The following is a 15,210-nucleotide window of genomic DNA, read 5'->3' as shown; positions in this document are numbered from 1 at the left end:
TGAATATAAATCATAATGATTCTTATCTCTCATTCATTGCTTTGAAAGCACGTAATGGCTCACCAACATATACTTGACGCGGACGACCGATTGGCTCTTTATTCACACGCATTTCTTTCCATTGTGCAATCCAACCTGGTAAACGACCTATTGCAAACAATACAGTAAACATATCGGTAGGAATTCCTAAAGCACGGTAAATAATACCTGAATAGAAATCTACGTTTGGATACAAGTTTCTTGATTTGAAGTATTCGTCTTGTAAAGCCGATTCTTCTAATTTCTTAGCAATATTTAAAATTGGATCGTTAACTCCTAATTCAGCCAATACTTCATCAGCCGCTTTTTTAATGATTTTTGCTCTTGGATCGAAATTTTTATACACACGGTGACCAAAGCCCATTAAACGGAATGGATCATCTTTATCTTTTGCTTTTGCTAGATATTTATCTGCATCACCACCGTCTTTTTGAATTTCCTCTAACATTTCCAATACAGCTTGGTTAGCTCCCCCGTGAAGTGGCCCCCATAATGCAGAAACACCTGCAGAGATTGAAGCAAATAAACCAGCATGCGAAGAACCTACCATACGTACTGTGGAAGTAGAACAGTTTTGTTCATGATCTGCATGAAGAATAAACAATTTATCTAAAGCATTTACCACTACAGGATTAATTTTGTAAGGCCCTGTTGGCAATTCAAACATTAAACGTAAAAAGTTTTCTACGTATCCTTTTGTATTATCATAATAATTCAATGGAAAACCAGAACTTTTTCTGTACGTCCAAGTAGCTAAAACCAAAAATTTACCCATGGTTTTACAAACAGCCTCGTACATTTCTTTTTCGTTATCCACATTAACTACTTTAGGATTAAAAGCAGTTAACGCACTTGTTAACGAAGACAACACACCCATTGGATGAGCTGTTCTAGGGAATCCGTCAATGATATTTTTCATTTCCTCGTTTACCAAGGTATATCTACGGATATCATTTTCAAATTTTTCTAATTGTTGTTTGGTTGGTAATTCACCAAAAATAACCAGGTATGAAACTTCAAGAAAATCAGCTTTATCAGCTAAATCTTCAATAGCATACCCTCTATAACGAAGAATACCTTCTTCTCCATCAAGAAACGTAATTTCACTTTTGCAAGATCCTGAATTTTTGTACCCTGGGTCTAAGGTAATTGCACCGGTAGCAGCACGTAGCTTCTCAATATCGATAGCAACCTCATTCTCACTTCCCACGATAACTGGAAACTCATATTTGTTGCCATCAATTTCTAATATTGCAGTTTTCGACATGTTTGTATTAGGAATTAAATGTAATTAGTTTTTTGTTCTACGCGAATTTATGAAATTTCATTCGAATTAAAAAGAAAATTCCGAAATCAAATCATTAAATATTGCACCTTATTTACAGATATTTTTACAGTGTTGACAAAGAAATTCCTAGAAATCAAAAATTCCTTAAAAAAACAAATCCGCTTATTACAGCGGATTCATTTATCTATGTTTAAAACTATTATTTCACTTTAAATGCTTTCTCTCTTGGAAAATAAGCTACATCTGCCAATTCTTCCTCAATTCTTAAAAGCTGGTTGTATTTAGCCATACGGTCTGAACGCGAAGCCGAACCTGTTTTAATTTGTCCGCAGTTTAAAGCCACTGCTAAATCGGCGATGGTATTATCTTCGGTTTCTCCTGAACGATGCGACATTACAGAAGTATAACCTGCATTGTGCGCCATGTTTACCGCTGCAATCGTTTCGGTTAACGTACCGATTTGATTTACTTTGATTAGAATTGAATTGGCAATGTTTTCTTGAATACCACGTGACAATCGTTGCACATTCGTTACAAATAAATCATCGCCAACCAATTGTACTTTATCCCCGATTTTTTCAGTCAACAATTTCCAACCGTTCCAGTCGTCTTCATACATACCGTCTTCGATAGAAATAATTGGATATTTAGACGCTAATTCTGCTAAATACGAAGCTTGTTCTTCTGATGTTCTGATTTTACCCGTTTCCCCTTCAAATTTAGTATAGTCGTATTTACCGTTTACGTAAAATTCTGAAGCGGCACAATCTAAAGCAATCATTACATCGTCACCAAAAGTATAGCCAGCATTTTCGACAGCCAATTTGATAGAATCTAAGGCATCTTCTGTGCCTCCAGCTAAATTTGGTGCAAAACCTCCCTCATCTCCTACTGCTGTAGAAAGATTTCTATCGTGTAATACTTTTTTAAGATTGTGGAAAATTTCGGTACCCATTTGCATAGCATGCGTGAAATTTTTAGCCTTTACCGGCATAATCATAAATTCCTGAAATGCAATTGGCGCATCGGAATGCGAACCTCCGTTGATAATGTTCATCATTGGTACCGGAAGTGTATTTGCAGAAACACCACCAATATAGCGATACAATGGCAGTCCTAATTCGTTTGCAGCCGCTTTAGCAACAGCCAGAGAAACTCCTAAAATGGCATTTGCACCCAAGTTGGATTTATTAGGTGTTCCATCCAATTCAATCATCATTTTATCGATAGCATTTTGCTCGAAAACTGACATTCCAACAAGCTCAGAAGCAATAGTTGTGTTTACGTTTTCCACAGCTTTTAAAACGCCTTTCCCCATGAATGCTTTTCCACCATCACGTAATTCAACTGCTTCATGTTCACCTGTAGAAGCTCCAGAAGGAACCGCAGCTCTACCTAGAATACCGTTTTCAGTAACTACATCTACTTCAACAGTAGGATTACCTCTTGAATCTAATATTTGTCTCGCGTGAATTTTAATAATCATGCTCATATTTATAGTAATTTGTCGTTAGTAAATTGTAATTAGTTTTTTGAGGTTTGAATGTTGGCAACGAAATCATCAAACAAATAACGGGCATCGTGTGGTCCAGGACTAGCTTCTGGATGATATTGCACCGAAAATACCGATTTGTTCTTCATTTTCATTCCCGCTACAGTACCATCGTTTAAATGTACATGGGTAATTTCAAAATCCGGGTGTTTTTCCAACTCTTCACGAACAACAGCAAAACCATGGTTTTGTGAGGTAATTTCGCCGCGATTGGTGATTACATTCATAACCGGGTGGTTAATACCTCGATGACCGTTGAACATTTTATATGTGGAAATACCATTTGCTAATCCGATAATTTGATGACCTAAACAAATTCCGAAGACCGGTTTGTTTTCAGCTATGATTTGTCTTGCAACTTCTTGAACCTCTTTTAACGGCTCCGGATCACCAGGTCCGTTAGACAAGAAATATCCATCTGGATTAAAGCGTTTCATTGTTTCCAAATCGGTGTTATATGGAAAAACCTTAATATAACAATCTCTTTCAGCCAAACAACGTAAGATATTGGTTTTAATCCCTAAATCCAAAGCAGCAACCTTGTAAGTTGCATTTTCATCACCGAAGTAATAAGGCTCTTTGGTAGATACCGTTGAAGCCAATTCTAAACCTTTCATATTAGGCACTGCAGCCAATTGTTGTTTTAATTCTTCCAGAGGCGTACCGTCAGTACAGATTACCGCGTTTTGCGCACCATTATCACGGATATAAGCAACTAACGCTCGAGTATCCACATCGGAAATGGCCACTAAATTTACTTTTTCAAAGTATTCTAATAAGCTTTCTTCGGCATCTGGACGAGAATAGTTGAAACTGAAGTTTTTACAAACCAATCCTGCGATTTTAATGCTATCTGAATCGGTTTCATCTTTATGAACTCCGTAATTTCCAATATGTGCATTGGTAGCTACCATAATTTGTCCGTAATAAGACGGATCTGTAAAAATCTCTTGATACCCCGTCATTCCGGTGTTAAAACAAACTTCACCAAACGTTTTCCCTTCAATTCCAATGGATTTACCGTAGAAAACCGTTCCGTCGTTTAACAATAAAATGGCTTGATTTCTGCTTGTGTATTTCATTTCAGTTGTGTGTGTTGTGTTGTAAAAAGTTGTGCAAATTTAGGTTAAAAAATTTCTTTTAAAAAATTTCGATTAAAAGAAGCCAATAGTTATTTAATAGCCCCGATAGTAGCGGCACCGAGTAGAGCGAATAACGGGAATTACATGTAAACAGCTCTATGGTTTTGCTCACAAAAAATCAAAAAAAAAGGACAAACTTAAAAAGTTTATCCTTATTTGTATTGAAAATCAGTGTTTCATGATTATTCTGTAGCTTCAGTATTTTCAGTTGCATCAGCCGCAGGTGCTTCAGGAGTTGCAGCAGGAGCATCAGTAGCTTCAGCTTTTTTAGCTCTACCACGACGAGTAGTTGCTTTTTTAACTTCTTTTTTACCTCCGTTGTACAATTCGTTGAAATCTACTAACTCGATCATTGCCATATCGGCGTTATCCCCAAGACGGTTTCCTAACTTAATGATACGAGTATATCCTCCCGGACGATCTCCAACTTTAGCAGCAACTTCTCTGAACAACTCAGTAACTGCATATTTGTTTCTCAAGTAAGTGAAAACAATACGACGGTTGTGAGTAGTATCTTCTTTTGATTTTGTTACCAATGGCTCAACAAATTGTTTTAAAGCTTTAGCTTTAGCCACAGTAGTATTAATACGTTTGTGCTCGATTAACGAACAAGCCATATTAGCCAACATAGATTTTCTATGTCCAGCTTGTCTGCTTAAATGATTTACTTTTTTTCCGTGTCTCATGACGTAATTTTTTTAACTTCATCTTGCTTCAATCCGCTTTGGAGAGCAAAATATGAAGTAATTTATTCTTTATCTAATTTGTATTTAGCTAAATCCATTCCGAAAGTAAGCCCTTTAACTGCTACTAGTTCATCTAGTTCAGTTAATGATTTCTTACCGAAGTTACGGAACTTCATTAAATCATTCTTGTTGAATGAAACTAAATCTCCAAGTGTATCAACTTCAGCCGCTTTCAAACAGTTTAAAGCTCTTACTGATAAGTCCATATCAACAAGCTTAGTTTTAAGCAATTGTCTCATATGTAACGACTCTTCATCGTAAGATTCCGTTTGTGCAATTTCATCCGCCTCAAGTGTAATTCTTTCATCAGAAAACAACATAAAGTGATGAATCAACGTTTTAGCTGCTTCTGTCAACGCATCTTTTGGATGAATTGAACCGTCAGTGATGATTTCGAAAACTAACTTTTCGTAGTCAGTTTTTTGTTCAACACGGAAGTTTTCAATTGAATATTTTACATTTTTTACTGGAGTGTAAATTGAATCTGTAAAAATAGTACCAATTGGTGCGTTTTGTTTTTTGTTTTCTTCAGCCGGAACATACCCACGACCTTTCTCGATAGTCAATTCCATGTTGATAGTAACCTTGCTATCTAAATTACAGATTACTAATTCTGGATTTAACACTTGGAAACCAGAGATAAATTTTTGGAAATCTCCCGCGGTTAATTGATCTTTTCCAGAGAAAGAGATTGATACAGATTCGTTATCGATATCCTCAATTTGACGTTTGAAACGTACTTGTTTAAGGTTTAAGATAATTTCTGTAACATCTTCAACCACACCGGAGATTGTAGAGAATTCGTGTTCTACTCCTTCTATACGTACCGAAGTGATTGCATATCCTTCTAAAGAAGAAAGCAACACACGTCTTAAAGCGTTACCAACTGTCAATCCGTATCCCGGTTCTAAAGGTCTGAATTCAAATTTACCTTCAAAATCGGTTGAATCGATCATGATAACTTTATCGGGCTTTTGAAAATTGAATAATGCCATATTTGTTTTCGACTGCTGTCAGTTATTATTTGTTGTACAACTCTACGATTAACTGTTCTTTGATGTTTTCTGGAATCTGAAGTCTTTGAGGAACAGAAACGAAAGTTCCTTCTTTAGTATCATTATTCCAAGTAATCCACTCGTAAACAGCACTAGAATTAGATAACGAACGCTCAATAGCTTCTAGAGATTTAGATTTCTCACGAACAGCTATTTTATCACCTGGTTTTAGGTGGTAAGAAGGAATGTTCACTACTTCACCGTTAACCGTGATGTGTCTGTGAGAAACGATTTGGCGAGCAGCACGACGAGAAGGCGCGATACCCATTCTGTAAACCACGTTGTCTAAACGAGCTTCACAAAGTTGTAAAAGGATTTCACCAGTTACCCCTTTAGAGGCAGCTGCTTTTTCGAATAAACCTCTGAATTGACGCTCTAAAATACCATAAGTATATTTTGCTTTTTGCTTTTCCATTAATTGGACAGCATATTCAGATTTTTTACCTCTTTTTTTAGCCAAACCATGTTGACCTGGAGGGTAATTTCTTTTTTCGAAGGCTCTGTCGTCTCCGAAGATTGCTTCCCCGAATTTACGGGCAATTTTTGTTTTTGGACCAGTATATCTTGCCATTGCTAAATAATTAAAAAAGGTAGGGATTATGAATTCAGGTCTTATCCTCCGATAATCTTATATCCTACCTTTGGTTATACTATAAATTAAACTCTTCTTCTCTTTGGAGGACGACATCCGTTGTGTGGCATTGGAGTTACATCGATGATTTCGGTAACTTCAATTCCTCCGTTGTGAATTGATCTGATTGCAGACTCTCTTCCGTTTCCTGGACCTTTAACGTAAACTTTTACTTTTTTAAGTCCAGCTTCTAACGCTACTTTGCTACAATCTTCTGCTGCCATTTGAGCTGCATATGGAGTGTTCTTTTTAGAACCCCTAAAGCCCATTTTACCAGCTGAAGACCAAGAAATAACTTCACCTTTCTTGTTTGTTAACGAGATGATGATGTTGTTAAAAGTTGCATTAATATGAGCTTCGCCTGTTGATTCAACGATCACTTTACGTTTTTTTGTACTTGCCTTAGCCATACTACTACTTATTATTTAGTTGCTTTTTTCTTGTTAGCAACAGTTTTTCTTTTACCTTTTCTAGTTCTAGAGTTGTTTTTCGTTCTCTGACCTCTTAATGGAAGACCAGATCTGTGACGGATTCCTCTGTAACATCCGATATCCATTAAACGTTTGATGTTTAATGAAATTTCAGAACGCAATTCTCCTTCGATTTTGAAGTAAGAAACTGCATCACGGATTGCTCCGATTTCATCGTCGTTCCAATCTTGAACTTTTTTATCTTCGCTAACGTTAGCTTTCTCTAAAATCTCTTTAGCTCTGCTTCTTCCAATTCCGAAGATATAGGTTAAAGCAATAACTCCTCTTTTGTTTTTAGGTATATCTACCCCTGCTATTCTTGCCATAATTATCCTTGTCTTTGTTTAAATCTAGGATTCTTTTTGTTTATAACGTATAATCTTCCTTTTCTACGTACGATAATGCACTCGGCACTTCTTTTTTTAACTGATGCTCTTACTTTCATTTTAATAGCTTTAGTATCTATAAGTAATTCTTGCTTTCGACAAATCGTAAGGACTCATTTCTAGTTTTACTTTGTCACCAGGTAACAATTTAATGTAATGCATTCGCATTTTTCCAGAAATATGAGCAATTACAATATGTCCATTTTCTAATTCTACACGGAACATTGCATTTGATAATGCTTCAATGATTGACCCGTCTTGTTCTATTGCTGATTGTTTTGCCATAAAAATTAAGCTACTGCTTTTCTATTTTTACCACTTTTCATCAATCCGTCATAATGCTTATTCAATAGATAAGAATTTATCTGTTGAATAGTATCAATTGCAACTCCCACCATAATTAACAATGATGTTCCGCCATAAAACATTGCCCATCCTTGTTGTACACCTAGCAAGCTAACGGCAATTGACGGGAACACGGCAATTAATGCTAAGAATAACGAACCAGGAAAGGTTAGTAATGACATAATTCTATCAAGATAATCACCTGTTTCTACACCGGGCTTAATTCCTGGAATAAAACCACTGCTTCTCTTAAGATCGTCAGCCATTTTATTGGTAGGAACGGTAATTGCGGTGTAAAAGTAAGTAAAAATTATGATTAACAAAGCAAAAACTAAATTATACTGCCAACCAAAGATATTTTGGAAGCTCGTTTTAACTGTTTGTGCTGTATCCGATGAGGACAAACCTGATACCGCTGCCGGTATAAACATAATTGCTTGTCCAAAGATGATCGGCATAACACCAGCCGCATTTAGCTTTAAAGGTATCCATTGTCTGTTTCCTCCTGTAGCATCTTGTTCAAAATCCCCTACAGTTGTACGACGTGCATATTGTACTGGAATCTTTCGAACTGCCATAGTCAAAAGAATACAAGCAATAATGATTAATAACCAAATTGTTATCTCCAATACAATTAGCATTGGACCACCATTATTTTCAGTAACACGTGAAGAAAACTCTTGAATAAACGCTTTTGGCATACGTGCAAGAATACCAACCATAATTAACAACGATATACCGTTACCAATTCCTTTATCCGTGATTTTTTCTCCTAACCACATCGCAAAAATAGTTCCTGATGTTAAAATAAACACCGTAGGAATTAAAATTGGAAGTGTGAAATAATCGTCAATAAAAGCATTTTGTGGTAATTGCTTATTCAAGTTAAAGATATAACCTGGACCTTGCAATAAGGTAATACCAATAGTTAACCATCTAGTAATTTGGTTAATTTTCTTTCTTCCGCTTTCTCCGTCTTTTTGTAATTTTTGCAAATAAGGAATTGCTATCCCCATTAATTGAACTACAATCGAAGCCGAGATGTACGGCATGATACCCAATGCAAATACAGATGCTTGCGAAAACGCACCACCTGTAAATACATTGATTAACCATCCTATACCTTGATCAGTTTGAGTCGATAAATTTTGCAATTTAGTTGCATCAATACCTGGAAGCGTTACTTGAGCACCGAAACGATACACAACCAACATTAAAACAGTAAGAACAATTTTATTTCTTAACTCGTCTATTTTCCAAGCATTAACTAACGATTCTATAAACTTCTTCATTTGGTATATTGGATTATAAAGTTACAGCTTCTCCACCTGCAGCTTCAATAGCCGCTTTTGCAGTCGCAGTAAATTTGTGAGCAGTTACTTTTAATTTAGCTTTAAGCTCTCCTCCACCTAAAATCTTTACAAGCTCATTTTTAGTTGCTAAACGATTTTCAACAAATGTTGTAAAATCAACAGTATCAGTAGCCAAACCATTATCAACTAACAATTGTAAAGTTGAAAGATTGATTCCTTGGTACTCCACACGGTTGATGTTTTTGAAACCAAACTTAGGTACACGTCTTTGAAGTGGCATTTGACCTCCTTCAAAACCAATTTTCTTTGAATAACCAGAACGTGATTTTGCTCCTTTGTGTCCACGTGCAGCGGTACCACCTTTACCAGAACCTTCACCTCTACCTAATCTTTTATTTTGGTTATGTGTTGAACCTTCAGCCGGTTGTAAGTTACTTAAATTCATAACGAATATGTTATTTATTTAGTTTCTTCAACAGAAACTAAGTGTTTAACTTTATTTACCATTCCAAGGATAGCAGAATTTGCATCGTGCTCCACAACTTGTCCTAATCTTTTAAGACCTAAAGCCTCTAAAGTTCTCTTTTGAATAAGAGGACAATTGATTTGACTTTTTACTTGTTTTACTAATATTTTTGCCATAATTTCCTTGAATTAACCTTTGAATACTTTTTCTAATGATACTCCTCTTTGTTTTGCAACAGTGTGAGCGCTTCTCATTTGTAATAAAGCATCAAAAGTAGCTTTAACAACATTGTGTGGGTTTGAAGAACCTTGAGATTTTGACAATACGTCATGAATACCTACTGACTCCAATACGGCACGTACTGCACCACCGGCAATAACTCCTGTACCGTGAGACGCTGGCATCAATAATACTCTGGCTCCACCAAATTTACCTTTTTGTTCGTGAGGAACTGATTGACCACTTAATGGGATTCTAACCAAATTCTTTTTAGCATCTTCTACCGCTTTAGCAATAGCTTCAGAAACGTCTTTTGATTTTCCTAATCCGTGACCTACCACTCCATTCTCGTCACCTACTACTACAATAGCAGAAAAGCCAAATGCTCTACCTCCTTTTGTAACTTTGGTTACACGATTTACACTTACCAAACGATCTTTCAATTCAAGACCACTAGGTTTTACTAGTTCTACGTTTTTATAATTGTGATACATAGTTCTTAGAATTTAAGTCCAGCTTCTCTGGCACCGTCTGCTAATGATTTAACTCTTCCGTGATATAAATAACCACCTCTATCAAAAGAAACAGTACTGATTCCTGCTTTTTGAGCTTTTTCGGCAATTAACTTACCTACTACAGCAGCAACTTCAATTTTTGTTCCTTTTGCGCCAGCTTCTCTTGAAGAGGCAGCAGCTAGTGTCACACCGTTCACGTCATCTATGATTTGTGCATAGATTTCTTTATTACTTCTGAAAACAGAAAGTCTTGGATTTGCAGCTGTACCGCTTACAATCTTTCTGATTCTGAACTTTATTCTTTGTCTTCTTTCAGATTTTGTTAATGACATAGTCTTAATTTTTAAGCTGATTTACCTGCTTTTCTTCTTAATTCTTCACCTACGAATTTAACTCCTTTTCCTTTGTATGGCTCAGGCTTACGGAAACCTCTGATTTTCGCAGCTACCTGTCCTAAAAGTTGTTTATCGTGTGAAGTTAACTTAATGATTGGATTTTTACCTTTTTCAGATACAGTCTCCACTTTAACTTCAGGAACCACTTCAAGAACTATGTTATGAGAAAAACCTAAAGCAACATCCAATTTTTGTCCTTGGTTTGCAGCTCTATAACCTACTCCCACTAATTCTAATTCTTTAGTGAAACCTTCGGATACACCAACAATCATATTGTTGATCAAAGCTCTGTATAAACCGTGTTTTGATCTTTGATCTTTGTGATCTGAAGATCTTTCAACGATTACTTGTCCTTCTTCCATTTTAACAGATACATCTGCAAAACTTTGAGAAAGCTCTCCTAATTTTCCTTTAACTGTAACTACAGCATCCTTAACTTCAACAGTTACGCCAGCTGGAATTGCAATTGGACTTTTACCTATTCTTGACATTGTTAAGTCTTTTTAAAATTAGTATACGTAACAAACTACTTCACCACCAACATTCAATTGTTTCGCTTGCTTTCCAGTCATTAAACCTTTTGAAGTTGAAACAATAGCAATACCCAAACCGTTCAAGATTCTAGGCAATTTAGTCGCACCAGCGTATTTACGTAAACCTGGTTTACTGATTCTTTGGATATCTTTAATTACTGACTCTTTAGTGTCTTTATCATACTTAAGAGCGATTTTGATAGTACCTTGAACAGTACTGTCATCGAATTTGTAACTTAAGATATATCCTTGATCGAATAAAATCTTAGTGATTTCTTTTTTCATGTTAGAAGCAGGAATCTCAACCACTTTGTGGTTAGCACGCACTGCATTTCTAATTCTTGTTAAGAAATCTGCAATAGGATCTGTATACATATTTATTAAATTGCGGCAACGGTTTTCAAAAAGACTATCTCTTTGAACCTGAAGCCATTAAACTCTATTTTTAAAGCAGATAATTGCACGTTACCGGCAAAAATCCGGCAAATGTACAATTATCTGCTCAAATAAACAAACTTTTACCAGCTTGCTTTCTTTACCCCTGGAATTAAGCCACTGTTAGCCATTTCACGGAAAGTTACACGTGAAATACCGAACTGACGCATATACCCTCTTGGTCTTCCTGTTAATTTACAACGGTTGTGTAAACGTACCGGAGAAGCATTTTTTGGTAATTTTTGTAAACCTTCATAATCTCCAGCCTCTAATAAAGCTTTTCTTTTTTCAGCATACTTTTCTACCAACGCTTGTCTTTTTACCTCGCGGGCTTTCATTGATTCTTTAGCCATAACTTAATTCTTTTTAAAAGGTAATCCTAATTGTGCTAATAATGACTTTGCTTCTTTGTCTGTGTTTGCAGAAGTTACAAAAGTAATATCGAAACCAGCAATTTTGTTTACTTTATCAATATCAATTTCTGGGAAAATGATTTGCTCAAGTACACCTAAGTTGTAGTTTCCTCTTCCGTCAAAACCTGTAGCTTTGATACCACCGAAATCTCTAACACGTGGTAAAGAAGAAGTGATCAAACGATCTAAGAATTCATACATTCTTTCTCCACGTAACGTTACTTTAGCTCCGATTGGCATACCTTTTCTCAATTTGAAAGACGCAACGTCTTTTTTAGAGATAGTAGCTATTGCTTTCTGACCTGTAATTTTTGTTAACTCTTCTACTGCGTGATCAACTAACTTCTTATCTGATACAGCAGCTCCAACACCACGGCTAATAACGATTTTTTCCAATTTTGGAACCATCATTACATTTTTATAACCGTACTCTTCTGTAAGAGCAGCAATTACTCTGCTCTTATATTCTTCTTTTAGTCTAGGTATATAAGTCATGACTATAATACTTGATTAGATTTTTTAGAAATTCTCACTTTCTTATCTCCTTCAACTTTAACACCTACTCTAGTCGCTGACTTAGTTTTAGGATCAATTAAAGCAATATTAGAAATATGGATAGGAGCTTCTTTTTTAACGATACCACCTTGAGGGTTTTTTGCGCTTGGTTTCGTATGTTTCGATACCATGTTCACACCTTCAACTACCGCTTTATTTTTCTCGCGAAGAACACGTAAAACTTTACCTTCAGCACCTTTATGGTCACCAGCGATAACTTTTACTACGTCTCCAGATTTGATTTTTAGCTTTACCATTGTCTAAACGAATTAAAGCACTTCTGGTGCTAATGATACAATTTTCATGAATTGTTTTTCACGAAGTTCTCTTGCTACCGGACCAAAAACACGAGTTCCTCTCATTTCACCTGCAGCGTTCAACAACACACATGCGTTATCGTCGAAACGGATGTAAGATCCATCAGCTCTTCTCACTTCTTTTTTGGTACGTACAACAACTGCAGTAGATACCGCTCCTTTTTTAACGTTTCCGTTTGGAGTTGCATCTTTAATCGCTACTACAATTTTATCTCCAACAGAGGCATAACGACGTTTCGTTCCTCCTAAAACACGAATAGTCAAAACTTCTTTTGCTCCCGTGTTATCTGCTACTTTTAATCTCGATTCCTGTTGTACCATAATTACTTCGCTCTTTCAATGATTTCAACTAATCTCCAACATTTTGATTTTGATAAAGGTCTTGTTTCCATGATCTTTACTGTATCACCGATGTTGCAATCGTTTGTTTCGTCGTGGGCAACATATTTCTTAGTTTTCAACACGAACTTACCGTATAATGGGTGTTTTACTCTTCTTGTTTCAGAAACAACAATAGATTTTTCCATTTTGTTGCTAGTAACAACACCAATTCTTTCTTTTCTTAAATTTCTTTTTTCCATCTTTCAGCAGAATACAATTATTGTAACTCTCTTTTGCTTAACTCAGTAGCAACTCTAGCGATTGATCTTCTTACAGCTCTTAACTGTAATGGATTTTCAATTGGAGAAATTGCGTGAGCATTTTTTAGGTCGGTATAAGTCTTTCTTAACTGACTAAGTTGTCCTTGTAACTCAGCTGCAGACAGATTTTTTATTTCTGATTGTTTCATAATGTTTTTTTATTATGCTTCGAAATCTCTAGCAACGATAAACTTAGTTTTAACAGGAAGTTTTTGAGCCGCAAGACGTAATGCCTCTTTTGCTACTGCGATTGGCACTCCACCAACCTCAAACATGATTCTTCCTGGTTTTACAACTGCAGCCCAGTATTCAACTGCACCTTTACCTTTACCCATACGTACTTCAAGAGGTTTCTTGGTGATTGGTTTGTCTGGGAAAATTTTAATCCATAATTGACCTTCACGTTTCATGTAACGAGTTGCAGCGATACGAGCCGCCTCAATTTGACGTGAAGTAATGAATGAATAATCTAAAGATTTGATACCAAACATTCCGTTAGAAAGCTCGTGACCTCTTTGAGACACGCCTTTCATCTTACCTTTCTGTACCTTACGGTATTTTGTTCTTTTAGGCTGTAACATTTTTCTTTAGTTTAAAAATTACTTTCTTTTGCGTTGGTTTGGTTTACCATTCCCTTTTGGAGAATTTGAAGATCCTGAAGATTTAGACTGTTTTTTGTCCATACCTACTAACGGAGAAAGATCTCTTTTACCGTAAACTTCACCTTTCATGATCCACACTTTGATACCCATTCTACCATAAGTAGTATGCGCTTCACCTAGTGAGTAATCGATGTCAGCTCTGAAAGTTGATAGAGGAATACGACCTTCTTTGAACATTTCTGAACGTGCCATTTCAGCTCCATTCAAACGACCAGAAATCATCACTTTAATACCTTCTGCATTCATACGCATTGCAGCAGCGATAGCCATTTTAATTGCACGACGGTACGAAATACGACTTTCGATTTGACGAGCAATACTTGTAGCTACTAAATAAGCATCAAGTTCAGGTCTTTTAATTTCAAAGATGTTGATTTGAACCTCTTTGTCAGTAATTTTCTTAAGCTCTTCTTTCAACTTGTCTACCTCTTGACCACCTTTACCGATAATAATACCAGGTCTAGCAGTAGTGATAGTAACGGTTACAAGTTTTAAAGTTCTTTCGATGATTACTTTAGAAACACTAGCTTTAGATAAACGAGCATGGATATACTTACGGATTTTAGCATCTTCTGCCAATTTATCACCGTAGTCATTTCCACCGTACCAGTTTGAGTCCCATCCTCTGATGATCCCAAGGCGATTTCCGATTGGATTTGTCTTTTGTCCCATACTGCTTATTAATTGCTTTGTGTGTTATTAATATCTCCTAACACGATTGTAACGTGGTTAGAGCGTTTTCTGATTCTGTGTGCGCGACCTTGTGGAGCCGGACGAAGTCTTTTCAACATCATACCGCCATCAACACGGATCTCTTTTACGAATAAGCCTGCATCCTCGATGTTTACATCAGCATTTTTTTGCTGATAGTTGTTAATTGCTGATAACAACAATTTTTCCAACTTACGAGAAGCTTCTTTTGAACTAAATCTTAATATGTTAAGAGCTTTTTCTACCTTCTGACCTCTTACTAAATCTGCTACTAAGCGCATTTTTCTAGGTGAAGTTGGGCAGTTATTTAGCTTAGCAACAGCAACCTGTTTCTTAGCTTCTTTAGTCTGCTCGGCTCTTTCTCTTTTACGAACTCCCATA

The 15,210-nt window shown here is 36.2% G+C and carries 26 protein-coding genes; all 26 read right to left on the bottom strand.

Translation table 11 applies throughout. The features are described 5' to 3' along the window. Positions 1–22: 22 nt before the first annotated feature. A complete protein-coding gene (locus ACZ1JT_RS08790) occupies positions 23–1,306 on the bottom strand; it encodes a citrate synthase (RefSeq protein ID WP_465093454.1) in 1,284 nt (427 codons plus the stop codon). Between the two features lie 220 nt (positions 1,307–1,526). Continuing rightward, positions 1,527–2,819 carry a phosphopyruvate hydratase gene (gene eno / locus ACZ1JT_RS08785; protein ID WP_465093453.1) on the bottom strand — a complete coding sequence of 431 codons (1,293 nt, stop codon included), beginning with the start codon at positions 2,817–2,819 and terminating at the stop codon, positions 1,527–1,529. Positions 2,820–2,851: 32 nt separating this feature from the next. After that, positions 2,852–3,961 carry a glutamine-hydrolyzing carbamoyl-phosphate synthase small subunit gene (gene carA / locus ACZ1JT_RS08780; RefSeq protein WP_465093452.1) on the bottom strand — a complete coding sequence of 370 codons (1,110 nt, stop codon included), beginning with the start codon at positions 3,959–3,961 and terminating at the stop codon, positions 2,852–2,854. A gap of 242 nt (positions 3,962–4,203) precedes the next feature. Further along, complete coding sequence (rplQ, locus tag ACZ1JT_RS08775) at positions 4,204–4,707, bottom strand: 50S ribosomal protein L17 (protein ID WP_465093451.1); 504 nt, start codon at positions 4,705–4,707, stop codon at positions 4,204–4,206. A 62-nt stretch (positions 4,708–4,769) separates the two neighbouring features. Then, positions 4,770–5,762: a DNA-directed RNA polymerase subunit alpha gene (locus tag ACZ1JT_RS08770; protein ID WP_465093450.1), complete on the bottom strand. Its 993-nt coding sequence runs from the start codon at positions 5,760–5,762 to the stop codon at positions 4,770–4,772. 25 nt (positions 5,763–5,787) lie between these two features. Beyond that, complete coding sequence (rpsD, locus tag ACZ1JT_RS08765) at positions 5,788–6,393, bottom strand: 30S ribosomal protein S4 (protein ID WP_465093449.1); 606 nt, start codon at positions 6,391–6,393, stop codon at positions 5,788–5,790. Positions 6,394–6,479: 86 nt separating this feature from the next. Beyond that, positions 6,480–6,863, bottom strand: a complete 384-nt coding sequence (gene rpsK, locus ACZ1JT_RS08760; protein WP_023574076.1) for a 30S ribosomal protein S11 — start codon at positions 6,861–6,863, stop codon at positions 6,480–6,482. An 11-nt stretch (positions 6,864–6,874) separates the two neighbouring features. Then, on the bottom strand, positions 6,875–7,249 hold the full coding sequence (gene rpsM, locus ACZ1JT_RS08755) for a 30S ribosomal protein S13 (RefSeq protein WP_465093448.1): 375 nt from the start codon (positions 7,247–7,249) through the stop codon (positions 6,875–6,877). Positions 7,250–7,251: 2 nt separating this feature from the next. After that, entirely contained in the window at positions 7,252–7,368 is a 117-nt protein-coding gene (gene ykgO, locus ACZ1JT_RS08750) for a type B 50S ribosomal protein L36 (RefSeq protein WP_002987490.1), read from the bottom strand. A 10-nt stretch (positions 7,369–7,378) separates the two neighbouring features. Then, complete coding sequence (gene infA, locus ACZ1JT_RS08745; RefSeq protein ID WP_007136545.1) at positions 7,379–7,594, bottom strand: translation initiation factor IF-1; 216 nt, start codon at positions 7,592–7,594, stop codon at positions 7,379–7,381. Positions 7,595–7,599: 5 nt separating this feature from the next. Further along, on the bottom strand, positions 7,600–8,946 hold the full coding sequence (secY, locus tag ACZ1JT_RS08740; protein WP_465093447.1) for a preprotein translocase subunit SecY: 1,347 nt from the start codon (positions 8,944–8,946) through the stop codon (positions 7,600–7,602). Between the two features lie 13 nt (positions 8,947–8,959). Further along, entirely contained in the window at positions 8,960–9,412 is a 453-nt protein-coding gene (rplO, locus tag ACZ1JT_RS08735) for a 50S ribosomal protein L15 (protein ID WP_465093446.1), read from the bottom strand. Positions 9,413–9,426: 14 nt separating this feature from the next. After that, positions 9,427–9,609 carry a 50S ribosomal protein L30 gene (rpmD, locus tag ACZ1JT_RS08730; RefSeq protein WP_465093445.1) on the bottom strand — a complete coding sequence of 61 codons (183 nt, stop codon included), beginning with the start codon at positions 9,607–9,609 and terminating at the stop codon, positions 9,427–9,429. Positions 9,610–9,621: 12 nt separating this feature from the next. Next, entirely contained in the window at positions 9,622–10,146 is a 525-nt protein-coding gene (gene rpsE / locus ACZ1JT_RS08725) for a 30S ribosomal protein S5 (protein ID WP_465093444.1), read from the bottom strand. A 5-nt stretch (positions 10,147–10,151) separates the two neighbouring features. Beyond that, a complete protein-coding gene (gene rplR / locus ACZ1JT_RS08720; RefSeq protein WP_465093443.1) occupies positions 10,152–10,499 on the bottom strand; it encodes a 50S ribosomal protein L18 in 348 nt (115 codons plus the stop codon). 11 nt (positions 10,500–10,510) lie between these two features. Beyond that, complete coding sequence (gene rplF, locus ACZ1JT_RS08715) at positions 10,511–11,053, bottom strand: 50S ribosomal protein L6 (protein WP_465093442.1); 543 nt, start codon at positions 11,051–11,053, stop codon at positions 10,511–10,513. Between the two features lie 18 nt (positions 11,054–11,071). Beyond that, positions 11,072–11,470: a 30S ribosomal protein S8 gene (gene rpsH / locus ACZ1JT_RS08710; RefSeq protein WP_465093441.1), complete on the bottom strand. Its 399-nt coding sequence runs from the start codon at positions 11,468–11,470 to the stop codon at positions 11,072–11,074. A 143-nt stretch (positions 11,471–11,613) separates the two neighbouring features. Continuing rightward, on the bottom strand, positions 11,614–11,883 hold the full coding sequence (rpsN, locus tag ACZ1JT_RS08705; protein ID WP_023574067.1) for a 30S ribosomal protein S14: 270 nt from the start codon (positions 11,881–11,883) through the stop codon (positions 11,614–11,616). A 3-nt stretch (positions 11,884–11,886) separates the two neighbouring features. Beyond that, positions 11,887–12,438: a 50S ribosomal protein L5 gene (gene rplE, locus ACZ1JT_RS08700; RefSeq protein ID WP_465093440.1), complete on the bottom strand. Its 552-nt coding sequence runs from the start codon at positions 12,436–12,438 to the stop codon at positions 11,887–11,889. Positions 12,439–12,440: 2 nt separating this feature from the next. Then, a complete protein-coding gene (gene rplX, locus ACZ1JT_RS08695) occupies positions 12,441–12,755 on the bottom strand; it encodes a 50S ribosomal protein L24 (protein ID WP_465093439.1) in 315 nt (104 codons plus the stop codon). Positions 12,756–12,767: 12 nt separating this feature from the next. Continuing rightward, positions 12,768–13,136: a 50S ribosomal protein L14 gene (rplN, locus tag ACZ1JT_RS08690; protein ID WP_014166275.1), complete on the bottom strand. Its 369-nt coding sequence runs from the start codon at positions 13,134–13,136 to the stop codon at positions 12,768–12,770. 2 nt (positions 13,137–13,138) lie between these two features. After that, positions 13,139–13,396 carry a 30S ribosomal protein S17 gene (gene rpsQ / locus ACZ1JT_RS08685; protein WP_023570336.1) on the bottom strand — a complete coding sequence of 86 codons (258 nt, stop codon included), beginning with the start codon at positions 13,394–13,396 and terminating at the stop codon, positions 13,139–13,141. Between the two features lie 17 nt (positions 13,397–13,413). Further along, on the bottom strand, positions 13,414–13,605 hold the full coding sequence (gene rpmC, locus ACZ1JT_RS08680; protein ID WP_237790052.1) for a 50S ribosomal protein L29: 192 nt from the start codon (positions 13,603–13,605) through the stop codon (positions 13,414–13,416). A 12-nt stretch (positions 13,606–13,617) separates the two neighbouring features. Then, positions 13,618–14,037 (bottom strand): 50S ribosomal protein L16, encoded by a 420-nt coding sequence (gene rplP / locus ACZ1JT_RS08675; RefSeq protein ID WP_026981383.1) that lies wholly within the window; start codon positions 14,035–14,037, stop codon positions 13,618–13,620. 18 nt (positions 14,038–14,055) lie between these two features. Further along, positions 14,056–14,790 carry a 30S ribosomal protein S3 gene (gene rpsC / locus ACZ1JT_RS08670; protein WP_465093438.1) on the bottom strand — a complete coding sequence of 245 codons (735 nt, stop codon included), beginning with the start codon at positions 14,788–14,790 and terminating at the stop codon, positions 14,056–14,058. A gap of 8 nt (positions 14,791–14,798) precedes the next feature. Further along, positions 14,799–15,209 carry a 50S ribosomal protein L22 gene (gene rplV, locus ACZ1JT_RS08665; RefSeq protein WP_313803653.1) on the bottom strand — a complete coding sequence of 137 codons (411 nt, stop codon included), beginning with the start codon at positions 15,207–15,209 and terminating at the stop codon, positions 14,799–14,801. Between the last annotated feature and the right edge of the window lies 1 nt (position 15,210).

The sequence above is a fragment of the Flavobacterium sp. IC2-16 genome (genome assembly GCF_055521455.1).
Note: the sequence above shows the minus strand (reverse complement) of the source record. Positions and strands in the feature narration are given on the sequence as shown.